Origin of the sequence: Dactylosporangium darangshiense (assembly GCF_039537565.1) — a bacterium.
In the GTDB taxonomy this organism is placed as follows: Bacteria; Actinomycetota; Actinomycetes; order Mycobacteriales; family Micromonosporaceae; genus Dactylosporangium; species Dactylosporangium darangshiense.
Genome location: NZ_BAABAT010000030.1, coordinates 12,815 through 30,061 on the forward strand (window position 1 = coordinate 12,815; position 17,247 = coordinate 30,061).

Consider the following 17,247-nt stretch of genomic DNA (forward strand, 5'->3'; position numbering starts at 1 on the left):
TTCCCCGTGCGCGCTACGTTCGATGCGGAACCCATGCTGCGCGGGGCCGCCCTGCGAGTCACGCGGCCCCGGCTGGCGGTCCTCGCCGCGGTGCACGGGCACCCGCACGCCGACGCCGACACGATCGCGCGGCACGTGCGCGCGGAGCTCGGCGAGGTGTCCACCCAGGCGGTGTACGACGTGCTCCGCGCGCTGAGCAACGCCGGCCTGCTGCGGCGCATCGAGCCCGCCGGCTCCCCCACCCGATACGAGACCCGCGTCGGCGACAACCACCACCACGTGGTGTGCCGCCGCTGCGGGGACATCGCCGACGTCGAGTGCGCCGTCGGCGACGCGCCCTGCCTCATCGCCTCGCACGACCACGGCTACGTCATCGACGAGGCCGAGGTCGTGTACTGGGGCGTCTGCCCCACCTGTGCCTGACTCTTTCCGGTCCGTTGGAACCTTCCCGAGGAGAGCAAACGTGAGTGAGAACGCCGCCCGGTCGAACCGGGACTGGTGGCCGAACCAGCTGGACGTCTCCGTCCTGCACCACAACTCGCCCAAGGGCGACCCCATGGGCGCCGGGTTCGACTACGCCGCCGAGTTCAACACCCTCGACCTCGACGCCGTCAAGGCCGACATCACCGCGGTCATGACGACCTCGCAGGACTTCTGGCCGGCCGACTACGGCCACTACGGCCCGCTGTTCATCCGCATGGCCTGGCACAGCGCCGGCACCTACCGCACCAGCGACGGCCGCGGCGGTGGCGGCGCCGGCCAGCAGCGCTTCGCCCCGCTCAACAGCTGGCCGGACAACGGCAACCTCGACAAGGCCCGCCGGGTGCTGTGGCCGGTCAAGAAGAAGTACGGCAAGAAGATCTCGTGGGCCGACCTCATGATCCTCGCCGGCAACGTCGCGCTCGAGGACATGGGCTTCAGCACCTACGGCTTCGCCGGCGGCCGCGAGGACGTCTGGGAGCCGGAGGTCGTCAACTGGGGCAGCGAGGGCACCTGGCTCGGCGACGAGCGCTACAGCGGCGACCGCAAGCTCTCCAACCCGCTCGCCGCGGTCCAGATGGGCCTCATCTACGTCAACCCCGAGGGCCCGAACGGCAACCCGGACGCCCTCGCCGCCGCCCGCGACATCCGCGAGACCTTCGGGCGCATGGCGATGAACGACGAGGAGACCGTCGCGCTCATCGCCGGCGGCCACACCTTCGGCAAGGCGCACGGCGCCGGCCCGGCCGCCAACGTCGGCGCCGAGCCCGAGGGCGCCACGCTCGAGGAGCAGGGCCTGGGCTGGAAGAGCACCCACGGCACCGGCAAGGGCGGCGACGCCATCACCAGCGGCCTCGAGGGCGCCTGGACGCCGACCCCGACCAAGTGGGACAACACGTTCTTCGAGACGCTGTTCAGCTTCGAGTGGACCCAGACCGAGAGCCCGGCCGGCGCGAAGCAGTGGAAGCCGACCGACCCGGCCGCCGCCGACCTGGTCCCCGACGCGCACGACCCGGCGAAGCGCCACGCCCCGATGATGCTCACGACCGACCTCGCCCTGCGCGTGGACCCGATCTACGAGCAGATCTCGCGCCGCTTCTACGAGAACCCGCAGGAGTTCGCGGACGCGTTCGCCAAGGCCTGGTTCAAGCTCACGCACCGCGACATGGGCCCGGTCGCGCGGTACCTCGGCCCGCTGGTCCCCGCCGAGCCGCAGATCTGGCAGGACCCGCTGCCGCTGGTCACCCACGAGCTCATCGGCGCTGAGGACGTCGCGGCCCTCAAGGCCCGCATCCTCGCCTCCGGCCTGACCACCGCCGAGCTCGTCTCGACGGCCTGGGCCTCGGCGTCCACGTTCCGCGGCACCGACAAGCGCGGCGGCGCCAACGGCGCCCGCATCCGCCTCGCGCCGCAGAACCAGTGGGAGGTCAACGAGCCCGACCAGCTGCGCAAGGTGCTGGCGGCGCTCGAGTCCATCCAGCAGGAGTTCAACGCCTCGGCCGGCGCGAAGCAGGTCTCCCTCGCCGACCTGATCGTCCTCGGCGGCGCCGCCGCGGTCGAGCAGGCCGCCGCGGCCGGCGGCGTGACGGTCACCGTGCCGTTCACGCCGGGCCGTACCGACGCGGCGCAGGACCAGACCGACGAGGAGTCGTTCGCCGTCCTCGAGCCCACCGCCGACGGTTTCCGCAACTACGTCGGCAAGGGCCAGACCCGCCCGACCGAGCAGCTGCTCATCGACAAGGCGCAGCTCCTCACGCTCACGGCCCCCGAGCTGACCGTCCTCGTCGGCGGCCTGCGGGTCCTCGGCGCGAACGCGCAGGGCTCCACCCACGGCGTGCTGACCGCCCGCCCCGGCGTCCTGACGAACGACTTCTTCGTCAACCTCCTCGACTTCGCCAGCGCGTGGAAGTCGACGTCGGAGGACCAGGAGACGTTCGAGTCCCGCGACGCGGCCGGCACGGTCCGCTGGACCGGCACCCGCGCCGACCTGGTCTTCGGCTCCAACTCGATCCTGCGCGCCCTGGCCGAGGTCTACGCCTCGGACGACGCCCAGGAGAAGTTCGTGACGGACTTCGTGGCGGCGTGGACGAAGGTCATGGACCTGGACCGCTTCGACGTGGCCTGACCGTCCCGACACCACCCGGCACCGTGCGGTCCCTCCCCGGGGACCGCACGGTGCCGTCTTCTACGGCGATGGTGTGTGCGGGCGGGATGAACCTCGGACGGTTCGACGCGTTCTGCCGACGGATCGGGTACACCCAGTTCGCCGAATGGGCGCGCGATGAGGCGGAGATCATCGCAGTGTGATGGAGATGTCACGTTCTGGTGCCTGTGCCGACGAAGTGCGGCTCGAGTTGCAGGAGGGACGCTCATGGGGACCTGGTTGATCACCGGCCTCGAAGGGAAAATTCCCCGGCGGCATCGGACCGGCTCGGTGACGATATGAGATGCGTATCGCCGATGCGGGATACGAGTCTTGCCGACGTTGGTAGCGGGCCACCGCGGCATCGACCGACGCAGTGGAATTCGGCCACACGCCGGCAGCGGTGGGTGGTAGAGACGATGGACATCGCACCCGGCGATCTGGTGCTGGAAATCGGGAGCGGTCGAGGAGTGGCCGTCTCGCTCGTCGCCGAACGCCTCACTACCGGCAAGATCTTCGCGATTGACCGGTCGGCGACGATGGCGCGAATCACGTCCGAGCACAATGAACGTCACATCCGCGCCGGCAGGGTCGAAGTCCGATGCACCGGGTTCGAGTCCGCCGAATTTCCGGCCGATCACCTCACCAAGATATTCGCGGTGAACGTCAACCTGTTCTGGCTGGATGCCGCGACGCCGCAGATCGATCGAATGCGTAGCATCCTGAAGCCGGGCGGCGAACTCTTCGTATTCGGCGAACGCCCCCGGTCGGCAAGCACCATGGCGAACCTCGCGGCAACCGAACGCGTGCTCCAGGCACACGGGTTCGACACCGTGCGAAGGATCGTGCCGCACGGCCGAGAGCGTCTGCTCACTTGCGTCATCGGCACAGTAGCCCACTGACAGCAGGCCGCCGGCAGCTGCCATGCCGATGCCGATGAGCAGGCGGATCGGACCGGCGCGAAGCCGCCGGCGCCGCGCACCGGGCGGGTCTCATCGACGACCATCCACCCGGCCCAGGGTACAAAATTCTGGAACGCACTCGTTCCAGAATTTTTTTTCGCGGCCGAATCGAGACTCTCCGTAACCCCTACTCGCCAGTACGATCTGCACCACTGCTGGGTCGACACCCCTCCGGCGATGCCGGCCGGCCCGGCAAACACACCATGCGCAACAGCAGAAACATGCACGGAACATGCATGAAGCAAGGAGGAGGAACCGATGGCACCGCCCGCTCGTCGCGCCCGCTCCGGCTACTGGCTACTGGCCATTCCGACGCTCGCACCGCTGCTCACGCCCCTGTACGACCGCGCCACGCCGATGCTGTGGGGCATCCCGTTCTTCTACTGGTACCAGATGGCCTGCATCGTCCTCGCGATCGTGATCATCTCCGGCGTCCACGTTGCCAACCAGCGCTCGCGGGGGCTCGGGCGGTGACCGGGACGGGGGTCGAGACCGCCGTCTTCGTCGCGCTGATGGGCGTGATGCTGCTGCTGGGCATCGTCGCCTCGCGCTGGCGGCGGCCGCAGGACATCCACAACCTCGAGGAGTGGGGCGTCGGCGGCCGCGCGTTCGGCAACTGGACGACCTGGTTCCTCCTCGGCGGCAGCATGTACAGCGCCTACACGTTCGTCGCGGTCCCGGCGCTGACCTACGGCGTCGGGGCGCTAGGGTTCTTCGCCGTGTCGTTCGCGACCATCACCACGCCGCTGTCGTTCGTCTACTCCACCCGGGCCTGGTCGGTCGCGCACCGGCACGGCTTCCTGTCGCCCGGCGAGTTCTCCGCCGCCCGCTTCGGCTCGCGGGCCCTGGGCGCTGCGGTCGCGGTCACCGGCATCGTCGCCACGATGCCGTACATCGCCGTCCAACTCGCCTCGCTGCGCGCCGTGCTGCAGACCGTCGGCATGCCGGGCGAGTGGCCGCTGCTGGCCGCCGTCACCGTCATCTCGCTGAGCACGTTCCGCTCCGGCCTGCGCGCGCCGGCGCTGCTGTCCATCGCCAAGGACGTGCTGCTGGGCTGGGTCGTCGTCGCCGCGCTGCTGGTCGTGGCGATGTCCGGCGGCTGGGGCGAGACGTTCCGCAAGGCCGGCGAGCACTTCGCGGCGACGCCGTCGAAGACCGACGGGCTGCTGCTGGGCGGCTCGATGGGGCAGACGGCGTACCTCACCCTCGTCATCGGCTCGGCGCTGTCGATCTTCGCCTACCCGCACGCGCTCACGACCATGCTCGCCGCGAAGGACCGGGCGACGGTGCAGCGCAACGCGGCCGCCCTGCCGATCTACTGCATGGTGCTGGGGCTCATGGCGATGCTCGGCTTCTTCGCGCTGTCGCAGGGCGTCGCGCCGGTCGGCCGGGACCTCAACACGATCATGCCGCAGATGTTCCAGCAGCTGTTCCCGGCGTGGTCGGCCGGGATCGCGCTGGCCGCATTCGGCATCGCCGCGCTCATCCCGGCCGCGGTCATGTCGATCGCGGCGGCGAACGCGTTCACCCGCTCGATCTACCGCGCCTACCTGCACCCGGCGGCCACCCCCGCCCAGGAGGCCCGGGTCAGCCGGTGGACGTCGCTGGTCGTGAAGCTCGGCGCGGTGGGCTGCATCCTGCTGCTCGACCCGGCGTTCTCCGTGGACATGCAGCTCATCGGCGGCGTCATCATCCTGCAGACCGTCCCGGCGGCGTTCCTCGGGCTGATGACGGGCTGGTTCCACCGCCTCGCGCTCATCGCCGGCATGGTCGCCGGGCTCGGGGTGGGCCTCGTGCAGCTCTACGACATCCCGCAGCTCGGCGCCGGCGGGATCGTGGTCAAGGCGCACTTCGGCGGATCGATCACGACGATCGACGGGATCCCGGTGTACGTCGGCATCGTGGCCCTCCTCGTCAACCTCGCGGTCGTCGTGTTCGGCACGATCGTGCTGCGGCTGCTGGGAGTGCGCACCGGCCGGGACGCGACCCGCCCCGACGACTACGACGCGGACGCCGACGACCCGATGGTGAAGCGGCTCGAGACCCTGCTCGACGGGCTGCCGAGCAACCCGGCGGGCGTGCACGCGGCCGGCCGCGGGCAGCGCTACCCGTACTGAACGGGACGGGCCCGGGGCTGCGGCGGCCCCGGGCCCCGCCTCCCCGATGTGACCAAAGCCGGATTTCAATCGGTGTTAAGGCCCGCCGCCGGGTGCGGCAGCTAACCTCCCGGCCGTGACGCGCATCTTCCGGGCCGCCGCGATCCTCGCCGCGCTCCTCGGGCTCGCCGCCTGCTCCGCCAAGGCCACCGGGGCCCCGCCCGACGCCGGGGCGTCCGCGAGCGGCTCGATCGACGCCGACACCTTCGCCGGGCTCGGCGGGTCCGAACCGTCGACGAACGCGGGGCTGCACAAGGCGTCGCCGTCGGCGAGCGCGAAGGCGGCGAGCGTCTCGCTGCCGCTGCGGGCGACGTTCTACTACCCGTGGTACCCGGAGAACTTTGCCAACAACGGCAGCCACTACACGCCCAGCGCCGGGCAGTACAACGGCGACGACGCCAAGGTGGTGGACCGGCAGATCGCGGACATGCAGTACGCGGGGCTGCAGGCCGGGATCGCCTCGTGGTGGGGCGCCGGCAAGCGCGAGGACCGCCGCTTCGCCGTGCTGCTCAAGGAGGCCGAGCGGCTGCACTTCGCGTGGACGGTCTACTACGAGAACGAGGGCTTCGGCGACCCGTCCTCGGCCACGCTCGCCGCCGACCTGGCCTACCTCGGGAAGTACACCTCGAGCCCGGCTTTTCTCCACGTGAACGGCAGGCCGGTCATCTTCGCCTATGGCGACGGCACCGACGGCTGCTCGATGGTGGACCGCTGGAAGGCCGCGAACACCGCCGGCTTCTACGTGGTGCTGAAGGTCTTCGGCGGGTACCGCGACTGCCGCAACCAGCCCGACGGCTGGCACCAGTACGCGCCCGGCGGCGGGCTGGACGTGCAGAACGGGTACTCCGCGGTGTGCTCGCCGGGCTTCTGGAAGAACGACACCGGCACCCCGCTGCTGGCCCGCGACCCGCAGCGCTTCCGCCGCGACGCGACCACCGTCGCCACGTCGAAGGCCTCGTTCCAGCTCGTGACGACGTACAACGAGTGGGGCGAGGGCACGTCGGTGGAGTCCACGACGGACTGGCCGAGCGCGTCCGGGCACGGCGTGTACGTCGACATCCTCCACGAGGTGTTCACCGCTCATCCACGTTGAGCGCAACGGACCCGCGGGCTCGCGACCGACCCGGCGCACGTGGCCGCGGCCTACTTCACCGTGCCCGGCAACCTGTCGCGGACCTACACGGCGAACCCTTACGCCGCCGCCTGACGCGGCGAAACCGCGCGCCCGGACCGGTGGCGGCCGGCCCGGGCGTGCACGAGAGAGCGCTCTCGCATTGTTCTACGTCGATACACCGCCGGTGTCAAGCGTTTCCGAATGCCATCAGAAGTTGCTGAGCACCGACACGAACACGTCGTTGATGCTGGACGGGTTCCGGGCGTCGTACGCCGCCGCCCGCGACGCCTTCGCGATGGCCGACAGGGTCTTGAGGTCGGACTTGTCGCCGAAGGCGATGGCGAAGACCCGCACCGAGTGCTCCATGTCGTCCGCGTTGACGTCGCGGAGCAGGGCGGCGAGGTCGTTGTCCCGGGGGTACTCGTTCTTGCCGTCGGTCAGGATCACCACCGCGTTGATCCGGTCCGGCCGGTACTGCGCGACCATGCTCTGCTGTGCCGCACGGACGGTCGTGTACAGCGCCGTGCCGCCCTCCGGGTGCAGCGCGCCGATCGCGGCCTGCAGCCGCTCCTGGCCGGCGCGCATCGGCTCGAACGGCACGATCTCGTCGTACGGCTGCCTGGCCCCGTTCTCCGCCGTGGAGAACTTCCACAGCGAGACCTCGTCGTCCGCATGCAGCCGCGCGAGGCCCTGTATCGCCGCCTGCTTGGCCGCCTCGAGCCGGCTCCGCCCCCCGCCGGCCGGCTCGTCCATCGAGCCGGACACGTCGATGACGAGCAGCACCCGGGCCTTCTTGCGCAGGTCGTCCCACCCGGCCAGCATCTGCGACAGCACCGTCGGCGCCGGCGGGTCGATGAGCGACAGGTCGGGCTGGCCGCCGGGCAGCCCGATGGCCGCCGACAGCGCGGCGCCGGCCCGGCCCTGGTAGTCGCGGAACCCGGTGGCGGCGAAGCGCTCCTGCTGCGCGGGCTGGCGCAGGAACTGCAGGAAGTCGCCGGCCGCGGCCCGCTGGTCGGGCGTGGCGGAGGCGAGCGTGACGTAGGGGTGGTCGAACATCAGGGTGCCGTCGCGCGGGTGCACGGCGACGAGCGGCACGCGCGGCCGGCGCCCCTTGCCGATCTGCGCCGGGTCGCCGTCCGGCGCGCCCTCGTCGTACAGGAACAGCAGCTGCTCCTGCATGGCGACGGCGCTGACGTAGGACGTGGAGCGCCCCTGCGCATCGGCCTCGGCGAGGTTGCCGAGGAACCGCACGGCGTCGTCGGCGTAGTGCACGACGCTCGCCTCGACGCCGCGCACGAAGTCGGCGACCGCGGGCCGGCGCAGGTCATCGACGGTGAGGTCGCTGGACTTGCCGCTGGCCGCGTAGTACGCCGCGACGGTGGCCGCCAGGCCCGACGTCGACAGGTGCGGGTTGTCCTTGCCGAGGGTGAAGCGCCCCCACTCCGGGTGCCCGTAGGCGCCCCAGCCGCGCGGGTCGCCGGCGAGGGCGAGCACGTCGGCCCAGCCGAGCCGCCGCTCGGGCCAGCCGAGGGCCTCGGCCATCGGCTGCGGCATGCCGATCGTCAGCGGGCTCTGCGCGATCGAGGGCACCTCGCCGGCCTCGTCCGCGTCCTCCGCGAGCGGCGCCGCCCCATCGACGCCGCGCTCGCGCAGCAGCCCGAGCCACAGCGACGACGACGGCGCCCACACCTGCGGCACCGGGCCGCCGTCGCGGGCCGGGTCCCAGCCCGCGGCGAGCGCCTCCATGGCCGCGCCCGAGGTCTTCTTGTGCACCGAGACGCCGGCGCAGCGCCCGCCGAAGGTGCGCCCGGCCGTGTTGTACCGCGCGGCCAGCTCGGCGAGCAGGTCGGCCTTCTCGGTCGAGGAGCTCACCTCGATCTGCACGCAGTCGTCACGGCCGAGGTTGCCGTCGGCCCGCCCCGGGCGCAGCCACACGTAGGCGCCGGCGACCGCGGCCAGGGCGAGCACGCCCGCGACCGCAACGCGCCCGCGGGTCATGGAGTGGCCCCGGCGACCGCCCGGCCCGGTTCCGCGACCGCCTGCTCCTGCTCCTGGGGCTCGGGCCCGGGCCCGGGCCGGGCGAACGCCAGCCCGACGCCGGTCACCAGCAGCGCGACCAGCACGTAGACGGACACGGACAGCGCGCTGCCGGTGGCCGCGACGAGCTTGACGGCGATGATGGGCGCGAGGGCGCCGCCGAAGATGCCCGCGATCTGGTACCCCATCGACGCGCCCGAGTAGCGCAACCGCGTCGAGAACTGCTCGGCCACGAAGGCGGCCTGCGGCCCGTACATGGCCGCGTGCGCGACGAGCGCCACGACGACGGCCAGCACGATCGCGCCCCGGTTGCCGGTGTCGAGCAGCGGGAAGAACGCAAACGCCCACAGCGCGGCCACGACCGCGCCGGCGGCGTACACCGGCCGGCGCCCGACCCGGTCGGACAGCGCGCCGAAGAGCGGGATGAGCCCCAGCTGCACGGCCGAGCCGACCAGCACCGCCGAGAGCGCGTAGTCGCGCGGCAGCTTCACGGTCCCGGTCACGTACGTCAGCACGTACAAGGTGAACGTATAGAACGCCACGTCGGTGCCGACCCGCGCGGCCATGGCCACGAGCAGGCTGCGCGGATGCCGGGCGAGCACCTCGACCAGCGGCATCCGCGCGGTCGCCGAGACCCCCTCGACCTCGGCGAACCGCGGCGACTCGGCGACCGCGACGCGAATCCACAGCCCGACGCCGACGAGCACCCCGGACAGCAGGAACGGCACGCGCCACCCCCACGACAGGAACGTCGCGTCGGACAGCGTCGCGTTGAGCACCCACAGCACTCCGGCCGCGAGCAGGTTTCCCGCCGGTACCCCAACCTGCGGCCACGACGCGTTGAGCCCACGCTTGGCCTCGCCGCCGTGCTCCATCGTCATCACCACGGCCCCGCCCCACTCGCCGCCGAGCCCGAGCCCTTGCAGGAACCGCAGCGCGACCAGCAGCATCGGCGCCGCGGCTCCCCAGGTCGCATACGTCGGCAGCAGCCCGATGGCGAACGTCGCGCCCCCCATGAGCACCAGCGTCACGACGAGCACGCCCTTGCGCCCGACACGGTCGCCGAAGTGCCCGAACACGATGCCCCCGAGCGGCCGCGCCACGAACCCGACCGCGTAGGTGGCGAAGGCCAGCAGCGTGGCGGTCACAGAGGCGAACGAGGGAAAGAACAACTTGCCGAACACCAACGCCGCGGCCGACCCGTACAGAAAGAAGTCGTACCACTCCAGCGACGTCCCCACGAGCGCCGCCAGCACAACACGCTTCGGCGCCGCCGCATTGCGTGATGCCTCGATTGTCCGCTTTGCCATGGTGGGCCCCTAACGGATCGTGAGAGCTACTTCACACGAAGGTAGAGGATTGTTCAACGATCCAGCAATAGGCAAACCCAAGACCATCTATGCCACCCCGCGCGCAGTCGCCAGCGCCCGCGATCTTTCTCGGACACAAACAGCCAGCAGCACGCAAGCGCCACAGGAGACCCCTGTTGCGCGAAGCGCCCACAAAAGACCGCAACCAGGAGGCCACGGGCGCGAAGCGCGGAAGAAAGTGGCCGCGCAGCGGCCATGGGGGGTGTGGGGTGGCGAAGCCCCCACGCGCGCCCCGAGCGAAGCGAGCGCCAGGCAAGAAGAAAAACCGCGACTAAGGCGCGAAGCGCCCACAAGAAACCGCACCCACCGCGCGAAGCGCCCTCAGGAGACCGCAACCACCGCGCGAAGCGCCCTCAAGAGCGCGCACCCACCGCGCGAAGCGCCCACAAGAGCGCGCAACCACCGCGCGAAGCGCCCACAAGAAGGCCCAGCCAGCGCGAGCAGCCGCCCTCATCGATCAAAAACGGCCAGCAACTGCTCCTCGGCAGCATCGAGGTAATCCGCCAGCGCCTCGTCGGCCTCAGCCGCCTTACCCGCGGCCAGCATCTCGTAGATCGCACGGTTCGTGCGCAGGTACGGCTCGTGGAACTCGCGCGGGGCCGACATCACGAGGAAGACCAGGCGCAGTTCGGCGAGCAGGCGGCGTACCGTCTCGCTGACGCGGCGGCTGCCCGCCAGGCCGGCCACTGCCTGGTGGAAGCGCATGTTCGCGGTGCCGACCTCCACCCACGCGCCGCGCCGGGCGGCCTCCTCGGCCGACTCGACCGCCTCGCGGATGCGATCGACCGCGCCCGGCGGGGCGGAGGCGACGCCGCGCACCGCGGCGCCCTCCAGGATGCGGCGGATCGCGTAGAGGTCGCGCACGTCCTCGGCGGTCAGCTCCCGCACGAACACGCCGCGGTTGAACTCGTGTGTCAGCAGTCCCTCGTGCGACAGCAGGCGGAAGGCCTCGCGCAGGGTGTTGCGGGAGACGCCCAGGGCCTCGCGCAGGGCCTCCTCGCTGAGCCTGGTGCCGGGCGGGAAGACACCCTCGGTGATGCGGTCGCGCAGCACCTCCGCGACCCGCTCGCCGTAGCCGCCGCGGTCCAGCTGCGCGCGGTCGTCGGCCAGCCTGAGGGTCCAGTCATCCGCAGCGGCAGCTCGCGTCACGCACAGCAGCATCGCACAATGCAGGATCGTTGAACAATCCGGCCACCCGCGCACGATCCTCTGCGTCTATGCTCTGTTGACCTTGACCACCAGGAGAATGGGGAGCTCCATGCTGGTTCGACGGATCTTGACGATCATGACCCTTTCCGTGATGGCGGGGCTGAGCGCGGCGTGCGGCGCGGACGACGCGGATGAGAAGAAGGCGGGCGGCTCGGCCGCCTCGGCGGGGACCAGCGGCGGGGCGTCCGCGGCGGCCGGCGGCACCGGCACGCCGGGCGCGGCCGGCAACGGCGACGGCGTCAGCACCGAGGAGATGTGCACGAAGGTCGTCGCCATCCTCGACAACGAGAAGATGAACCTCGCCAACATCGGCTTCAGGCTGGCCACGGCGAACATGGACAACGACGAGGCCGAGAAGGCGAAGGCCAGGACCGAGGCCGACGCGTTCATTGCGCGGCTCACCAAGGCGGTCGGCGCTGAGACCGCCAAGGCCGCCGACCCGAAGGCGCGGGCGGCGATCGACGGGTTCGTCGCGACCGTCTCGAAGCTGCTCACCCTCGAGGCCGTCGACGACCCGGACTACGAGCAGAAGCTCGACGCGGCGGGCGAGGACGCGGCGAAGTACTGCCCGGCGATCAAGGGGTGACGATCGGCTGAAGCACTACGGCCCCGGCCATCCCGGCCGGGGCCGTTCTGCGTCCGTCACACGACCGCGTGCGGTGCCGGGCGCGGGAACAGGGTCACCATGTCGGCGACCATCCTGCGGTCGCCGCGCACCTCGATCGAACCGTCGTGCTCCGCCGCCGGCAGCGACGCGCCGGCGAAGATCAGCGAGCGCCAGGTCGCGGCCGTCGTCTCGACCGTCGCGTCCGCGTCGAGCATCGCGGCGGGCGCCTCGGCGCGGGTGATCCGCAGCGCGCCGCCGGCGATCTCGCACAGCAGCGGGTCGCCGTCCAGGACCAGCGCCACGCGGGTCGTCAGGCCGGCCGCCGGCGCGGCGGCGAACGTCGTGCGCATCGCCAGGGCGAGAGCGTCGACGCTCAGCTCGGTCGTCGAGGACAGTTCCGTGCGGCTGCCCCACCGCGCCAGCGCGAGCAGCGCCGGCTCGAGGTCACGGCCCACCCCCGTCAGCTCGTACGCCCACGCGCCCGTCGGCGGCCCGAAGTAGGAACGGCGCAGCACGCCCGCCTCCTCGAGCTCGGTCAGGCGGCTGGTCAGCATGCTCTGGCTCGCCCCAGGCAGCCCGCGGCGCAGCTGGCCGAAGCGCTTCGGGCCGAGCAGCAGCTCCCGCACGACCAGCAGCGCCCAGCGGTCGCCGACGAGGTTGAGGGCCCGGGCCAGCCCGCAGGGGTCGTCATAGGTTCGCGCCACGGACACGAGTGTACTAGCATCGCACCTAACGGTACTAAAATCGCACTGATGACCGGAGATGCAGCGATGACGGGACTTCCGCAAGGATCGCTAGGGCTGCTGGAGCACGAGGTCGCGGTCCGGCTGCTCGCGTCGAGCGAGCTCGCCCGGCTCGCCTACGTGGCCGGCGACGGCACGCCCCGGGTGATGCCGATGATGTTCCACTGGACCGGCGAGGAGCTGGTCATGTCGACGTTCGCCGGGGCGGGGAAGATCGCCGCGCTTCGGGCCCGGCCGGCGGTCGCGGTGACGATCGACGCGGCGGGGCCCCCGCCCGAGGTGCTGCTGCTGCGCGGCGATGCCGAGGTCACCGACGTCGAAGGGATCGTGCCGGAGTACGTGCTGGCGCACCGGCGCTACTACGGGCCGGAACAGGGCGCGGCCAACGTGGCCGCCGTGGACCACCCGGGCACCCGGATGGCCCGCATCGCGCTGCGCCCGTCGTGGGTGGGCGTGCTCGACTTCACCACGCGTGTGCCCGGGCCGCTGCGGGCCGCCGCGTCCGGTGCGCGGTCATGACGGCGTTCGTGCTGGTGCCGGGCGCGGGCGGCCAGGCGTGGTACTGGCACCGGGTCGTGCCGCTGCTGCGCGGCCTCGGCCACGACGCGGTCGCGGTCGAGCTGCCGGCCGCGGACGACACGGCGGGCCTGGCGCAGTATGCCGACGCCATCGTCGCCGCCGCCGGTGACCGCGACGACGTGGTGCTGGTCGCGCAGTCGATGGGCGGGATGAGCGCGCCGCTGGCCTGCGACCGGCTGCCGGTGTCGGCGATCGTGCTCGTCAACGCCATGATCCCGGTCCCGGGTGAGACGCCCGGCGACTACTGGGCCAACACCGGCCAGGATGCCGCCCGGCGGGCCCTCGACGTGCGCGAGGGCCGCGGCCCGGATGCGGAGTTCGACCTGCTGGTGCACTTCTTCCACGACGTGCCGGCGGACGTGACCGCTGAGGCGATGCGCCACGAGCCGGCGCAGTCGGGCACGCCGTTCGGCGAGCCGTGGCCCCTCGACGCCTGGCCGGACGTGCCGACCCGGGTGCTGAGCGGGCGCGAGGACCGGCTGTTCCCGCTGGAGTACCAGACGCGCCTCGCACGCGAGCGCCTGGGCCTGCCGGCCGAGCCGATCCCGGGCGGGCACCTCGGTGCGCTGAGCCGGCCCGACGACCTCGTGGCCCACCTCACCGCGCGTGCCGGCGCACCCGCCCGTCCTCGGTCGTGAGCCACGACGCCGGTGTGCGGGCTCAGCGCGGGCCCTGCGCCGGCGACCGGCGCGTAGGCCCACAACCCCGCGAACCTCAGCGTATGGTCCACACCTGGTTGGACTGGGTACCGCCGACGTAGCAGTCCCAGGTCTGCAGCTGCGTGTCGTTGGCGGTGCCGCGGCCCGACGCGTCGAGGCACTTGCCCGAGTTCGGGTTGACGATCGTGCCGCCGGCGTTGACGACCCGGTGCGGACCCCGGAGGCCGTGAAACCTACCCGGCGCCCCGGGACAGCCGAACGGCGGAGGCGTTCCGCGAGTCCAGCGGGTGGGCGGGCGCAACGGGCCCGAAGGGCGGACCGGTAGCCTCCCACAGGCTGCGCCGCCAGGCGAGTGCGGTGCGCCGCTACCAGGGAGGCAGCATGAAGTACCTGCGCGTCCTGCTCATCGCCGTGCTGGCGACGAGCGGCGTGGCCGCGTGCGGCGGCGAGGACCCGGCCGAGGGCACCGGTGCGCCCGGCGCCGCGGTCTCCACCGCGCCCGCCCCGAAGGACGTGTTGCTCAAGGCGGTCCAGACGCTGGACACCGCCTCGTTCAACTTCACGATCAAGCAGGCCGGCATGTCCGGCGGCGGGCGGGTCGACGCGAAGACCAAGGCGGCGCTGGTCGAGCTCAGCGGCAAGGTGGAGGGGCAGACCATCTCGCTCGCGTACACCGTGATCGCGCCCGACGTGTGGCTCAAGGCCGACCTCGGCGCGGCGGCGAACAAGCAGCTCAGCATCACCAAGACGAAGTGGATGCACATCGACACGACCAAGGTCGAGGACAAGACCCAGCTGCCGATCGACACCGAGGGCAACCCGGCCATCGGCACCGCCGGCATGCTGCAGGGCGCCTCCGACGTGAAGCAGGCCGACGCCACCCACTTCAGCGGCGTGGTCGACGTCACTGCGACCGAGAGCCTGGTGGCGCCCGACGCGGAGCTCGTCAAGAAGGTCGGCGACAAGGCCAAGGCCGTGCCGTTCACGGCCACCATCGACGAGCAGGGGCGCCTGACCGCCCTCAAGCTCGACGGCACCGGCATCGACCCCGGCCTCACCGTCGACCTGGTGATCAGCGGCTTCGACTCGGTCAAGGCGATCACCAAGCCGGCCGGGGCGGTCAACGCGCCGGCCGCGCTCTACGCGATGTTCGCCACCGCCTGAGCCCCAACCGGGTGACGTACGATCGGACGGTCGTCGATCGACGACCGTCCGTAACGTCATAGGGGGAGCCGCGATGACCGAAGACTGGGCGGCGCCCGTCTACCGGCCATCGCGGCGGCCCGACGACCCCTTCGGCGCACCGTCGCCCTGGGCGGACCCCCGGCCGAGCCCGGAGGCGCAACGGCCGCAGGAACCGCCGGACGAGCCGGAGCCGCACCGCGAGCCCGAGCCGCCGGCCGCCCCGCCGCCGCACTCGGAGCGCCGCAGCGTGCTGATCGGGCTGCTCGCGGCGGCCCTCATCATGATCGCCGTGGTCGGCGTGGGCGTCGCGCTCGCCGTCCGCGACCGCGGCGGCCCGGCGGCACAGGCCGTCGAGGACGCCGTGCGCGCCCTCGCCGCGGCGCCGGGGGTCGGCCTGCAGCTGACCTTCGCGGGCCCGGACGGCGAGGCCGTCGACGCCGACCTCACGTTCACCTCCGACGGCACCGGCAGCGGCACGATCACCGACCCCGGCGGCGGGCGGGCCGAGGTGCGCAACAGCGGCCTGCACACGTACGTGCGGGCGGACGCCGCCTGGTGGTCGCGCCGGGCGCCGGAGAAGCTGTCGGGGCTCGCCGGTCGGTGGATCGAGCCCGAGCCGGGCGTGGCGCTGCCGATCGGCATCGGCCTCGCGCTCACCCCGCGGGCCCTCGCCGGGTCGATCGACTCGGCCGTGTCCGGGGTCGATCCGAAGACGATCGGCGCCGTCGACTGGCGCGGGCGGGCGGCGGACATCGTGCAGTACCACGACTGGACCGTCGCCGTCACGAAGACCTCCCCGCCGTCGGTGGTCTGGCTCGGCGGCCCGCTCACCGACAACGGCCCGCTGCAGCCGGCCGGCCGGTCCGGCGGCGGGCAGCAGGTCGCCATCGCGCTCGCCGAGCCCGACGGCGACGCGCTCGCGCAGGCCCGCGCCGCCGTCGCCGAGCTGCTGACGCCGGCCGCCGCGGGGCTGACCTCGGCCGGTGCGCCGGCCCCCTCGGCCGCGCCGCCGGCGGCACCCGAGCGCGTGTCGCAGTTCCAGGTCGGCGTGACCGCCGCGCCCCGCTGGGCGATCCGGGCCAACGCGCCCGCCTGCGAGTCGTCGCAGTGCGTCTGGAGCGTGACCGTGACCAACGTCGGCACGGCGACCGCCGAGGCGACCGTCCTGGCTGGCGTCGCGCCCGGCACGCAGGTGCGCACCGTGCCGCTCGGCGCGCTACAGCCCGGCGCCTGGGCCACCACGCCGGTGATGACGTTCGCCAACCCTGGTTCGGTGCGTTATTCCGTCCAGGTGTACAGCCCGACGCTGGACGGCCCCGACCCCGCGCCCCGCAAGCGCCTGGTGGCGCTCGGCGTCGACCCGTCGCAGTCCCCCGTCGTCAACGAGCTCGACCCGGCGCTGCAGCAGCAGCTGCTGGCCGCCGCCGACCTCATGACCCGCGGCCGCACGAGCCTCGGCGCCGACGAGCCGTCGCAGGTGGTCGGGGCGCTCGAGTGGCTCGTCGCCGACCGGCTGCTGCCCGACCTGCAGGCGATCGTCGCCTCGGGCCGGCTCGACGACCCGGCCAACCTCGCCGCCCGGCTCGGCCAGCGCGATGCGCGCCGCGCGGTGGAGCTCACCGCGTCGCTGCTGCGCGCCGACCCCGCCGCGCACGTCCGGCTCGGCGGCGCGGGCGCGGCGCTGACGGACGTCACCAACCAGCGCGCCTACCGGATCCTGCCGGACCCGGCGCAGGCCCCGCCCGGGCCGGCCACCACCGCCGTGCTCTACCTCGAGCCGACCGGCCCCGAGCACAACCTCGACCGCGCCGGCCTCGAGGCGTTCTACCAGGCGCCCGAGCACCACCGCCGCCTGGACGACGCGCTCTGCCCGGGCGGCGCGCCGGTCGCCGACGAGCTGCTCATCGTCAACCGGGCCGGGTCGGCGCGCTGGGCCAAGGACCGCTTCCACACCCTCGCCGCCGCCTGCCCCTGACCGCTCCGCCATCCGGCCGTGCGCGAGG

Annotated in this window: 15 protein-coding genes and 1 pseudogene; 11 read left to right on the forward strand and 5 right to left on the reverse strand. The window is 72.4% G+C overall.

Annotated features, from left to right (window positions below; translation table 11 throughout):
• The first annotated feature begins 33 nt into the window (after positions 1 to 33).
• The 6 genes from ABD901_RS38780 to ABD901_RS38805 all read left to right on the forward strand — a co-directional run bounded on the left by ABD901_RS38780 (position 34) and on the right by ABD901_RS38805 (position 6,834).
• Positions 34 to 423: a Fur family transcriptional regulator gene (locus tag ABD901_RS38780; RefSeq protein WP_345135294.1), complete on the forward strand. Its 390-nt coding sequence runs from the start codon at positions 34 to 36 to the stop codon at positions 421 to 423.
• On the forward strand, positions 416 to 2,605 hold the full coding sequence (gene katG, locus ABD901_RS38785) for a catalase/peroxidase HPI (RefSeq protein ID WP_380134819.1): 2,190 nt from the start codon (positions 416 to 418) through the stop codon (positions 2,603 to 2,605). Before ABD901_RS38780 ends, katG begins: the two co-directional genes overlap by 8 nt.
• A gap of 437 nt (positions 2,606 to 3,042) precedes the next feature.
• The gene (locus ABD901_RS38790) at positions 3,043 to 3,525 is read left to right on the forward strand and encodes a class I SAM-dependent methyltransferase (RefSeq protein WP_345135079.1); all 483 of its coding nucleotides are present in this window, start codon (positions 3,043 to 3,045) and stop codon (positions 3,523 to 3,525) included.
• A 318-nt stretch (positions 3,526 to 3,843) separates the two neighbouring features.
• Complete coding sequence (locus tag ABD901_RS38795; protein WP_345135080.1) at positions 3,844 to 4,059, forward strand: DUF3311 domain-containing protein; 216 nt, start codon at positions 3,844 to 3,846, stop codon at positions 4,057 to 4,059.
• 38 nt (positions 4,060 to 4,097) lie between these two features.
• On the forward strand, positions 4,098 to 5,702 hold the full coding sequence (locus ABD901_RS38800; protein WP_380139621.1) for a sodium:solute symporter family protein: 1,605 nt from the start codon (positions 4,098 to 4,100) through the stop codon (positions 5,700 to 5,702).
• Positions 5,703 to 5,817: 115 nt separating this feature from the next.
• On the forward strand, positions 5,818 to 6,834 hold the full coding sequence (locus tag ABD901_RS38805) for a glycoside hydrolase family 71/99 protein (protein ID WP_345135083.1): 1,017 nt from the start codon (positions 5,818 to 5,820) through the stop codon (positions 6,832 to 6,834).
• 228 nt (positions 6,835 to 7,062) lie between these two features.
• Here ABD901_RS38805 and ABD901_RS38810 read toward each other — a convergent pair whose 3' ends face one another.
• The 3 genes from ABD901_RS38810 to ABD901_RS38820 all read right to left on the reverse strand — a co-directional run bounded on the left by ABD901_RS38810 (position 7,063) and on the right by ABD901_RS38820 (position 11,411).
• Complete coding sequence (locus ABD901_RS38810; RefSeq protein WP_345135085.1) at positions 7,063 to 8,853, reverse strand: substrate-binding domain-containing protein; 1,791 nt, start codon at positions 8,851 to 8,853, stop codon at positions 7,063 to 7,065.
• Entirely contained in the window at positions 8,850 to 10,202 is a 1,353-nt protein-coding gene (locus tag ABD901_RS38815) for an MFS transporter (RefSeq protein WP_345135087.1), read from the reverse strand. The genes ABD901_RS38810 and ABD901_RS38815 overlap by 4 nt, the downstream gene beginning before the upstream one ends.
• Positions 10,203 to 10,712: 510 nt before the next feature.
• Positions 10,713 to 11,411, reverse strand: coding sequence for a GntR family transcriptional regulator (locus ABD901_RS38820; RefSeq protein ID WP_345135088.1), 699 nt, complete (start codon positions 11,409 to 11,411; stop codon positions 10,713 to 10,715).
• Positions 11,412 to 11,547: 136 nt separating this feature from the next.
• On the opposite strand from ABD901_RS38820, the gene ABD901_RS38825 reads away from it, so the two are divergent.
• Positions 11,548 to 12,057, forward strand: coding sequence for a hypothetical protein (locus ABD901_RS38825; RefSeq protein ID WP_345135089.1), 510 nt, complete (start codon positions 11,548 to 11,550; stop codon positions 12,055 to 12,057).
• Between the two features lie 56 nt (positions 12,058 to 12,113).
• Here ABD901_RS38825 and ABD901_RS38830 read toward each other — a convergent pair whose 3' ends face one another.
• Positions 12,114 to 12,782, reverse strand: coding sequence for a winged helix-turn-helix transcriptional regulator (locus tag ABD901_RS38830; RefSeq protein WP_345135090.1), 669 nt, complete (start codon positions 12,780 to 12,782; stop codon positions 12,114 to 12,116).
• Between the two features lie 48 nt (positions 12,783 to 12,830).
• Between ABD901_RS38830 and ABD901_RS38835 the strand changes: the two genes are divergently transcribed.
• Together ABD901_RS38835 and ABD901_RS38840 are read left to right on the forward strand one after the other, a co-directional pair.
• On the forward strand, positions 12,831 to 13,340 hold the full coding sequence (locus ABD901_RS38835; protein ID WP_345135092.1) for a pyridoxamine 5'-phosphate oxidase family protein: 510 nt from the start codon (positions 12,831 to 12,833) through the stop codon (positions 13,338 to 13,340).
• Positions 13,337 to 14,038, forward strand: a complete 702-nt coding sequence (locus ABD901_RS38840; protein ID WP_345135094.1) for an alpha/beta fold hydrolase — start codon at positions 13,337 to 13,339, stop codon at positions 14,036 to 14,038. The genes ABD901_RS38835 and ABD901_RS38840 overlap by 4 nt, the downstream gene beginning before the upstream one ends.
• A 76-nt stretch (positions 14,039 to 14,114) precedes the next feature.
• Here ABD901_RS38840 and ABD901_RS38845 read toward each other — a convergent pair.
• Positions 14,115 to 14,261: pseudogene (locus tag ABD901_RS38845) on the reverse strand (RICIN domain-containing protein); the annotation flags it as partial.
• 179 nt (positions 14,262 to 14,440) lie between these two features.
• On the opposite strand from ABD901_RS38845, the gene ABD901_RS38850 reads away from it, so the two are divergent.
• Positions 14,441 to 15,223 carry a hypothetical protein gene (locus ABD901_RS38850; protein WP_345135097.1) on the forward strand — a complete coding sequence of 261 codons (783 nt, stop codon included), beginning with the start codon at positions 14,441 to 14,443 and terminating at the stop codon, positions 15,221 to 15,223.
• A gap of 73 nt (positions 15,224 to 15,296) precedes the next feature.
• On the forward strand, positions 15,297 to 17,219 hold the full coding sequence (locus ABD901_RS38855; RefSeq protein ID WP_345135099.1) for a hypothetical protein: 1,923 nt from the start codon (positions 15,297 to 15,299) through the stop codon (positions 17,217 to 17,219).
• Positions 17,220 to 17,247: the final 28 nt, after the last annotated feature.

Coding starts and splice junctions, on each gene's coding strand:
- ABD901_RS38855 (WP_345135099.1), top strand. CDS start 15,297: ATGACCGAAGACTGGGCGGCGCCCGTCTACCGGCCATCGCGGCGGCCC.
- ABD901_RS38835 (WP_345135092.1), top strand. CDS start 12,831: ATGACCGGAGATGCAGCGATGACGGGACTTCCGCAAGGATCGCTAGGG.
- ABD901_RS38815 (WP_345135087.1), bottom strand. CDS start 10,202: ATGGCAAAGCGGACAATCGAGGCATCACGCAATGCGGCGGCGCCGAAG.
- ABD901_RS38840 (WP_345135094.1), top strand. CDS start 13,337: ATGACGGCGTTCGTGCTGGTGCCGGGCGCGGGCGGCCAGGCGTGGTAC.
- ABD901_RS38790 (WP_345135079.1), top strand. CDS start 3,043: ATGGACATCGCACCCGGCGATCTGGTGCTGGAAATCGGGAGCGGTCGA.
- ABD901_RS38780 (WP_345135294.1), top strand. CDS start 34: ATGCTGCGCGGGGCCGCCCTGCGAGTCACGCGGCCCCGGCTGGCGGTC.
- ABD901_RS38795 (WP_345135080.1), top strand. CDS start 3,844: ATGGCACCGCCCGCTCGTCGCGCCCGCTCCGGCTACTGGCTACTGGCC.
- ABD901_RS38810 (WP_345135085.1), bottom strand. CDS start 8,853: ATGACCCGCGGGCGCGTTGCGGTCGCGGGCGTGCTCGCCCTGGCCGCG.
- ABD901_RS38825 (WP_345135089.1), top strand. CDS start 11,548: ATGACCCTTTCCGTGATGGCGGGGCTGAGCGCGGCGTGCGGCGCGGAC.
- ABD901_RS38800 (WP_380139621.1), top strand. CDS start 4,098: ATGGGCGTGATGCTGCTGCTGGGCATCGTCGCCTCGCGCTGGCGGCGG.
- ABD901_RS38850 (WP_345135097.1), top strand. CDS start 14,441: ATGAAGTACCTGCGCGTCCTGCTCATCGCCGTGCTGGCGACGAGCGGC.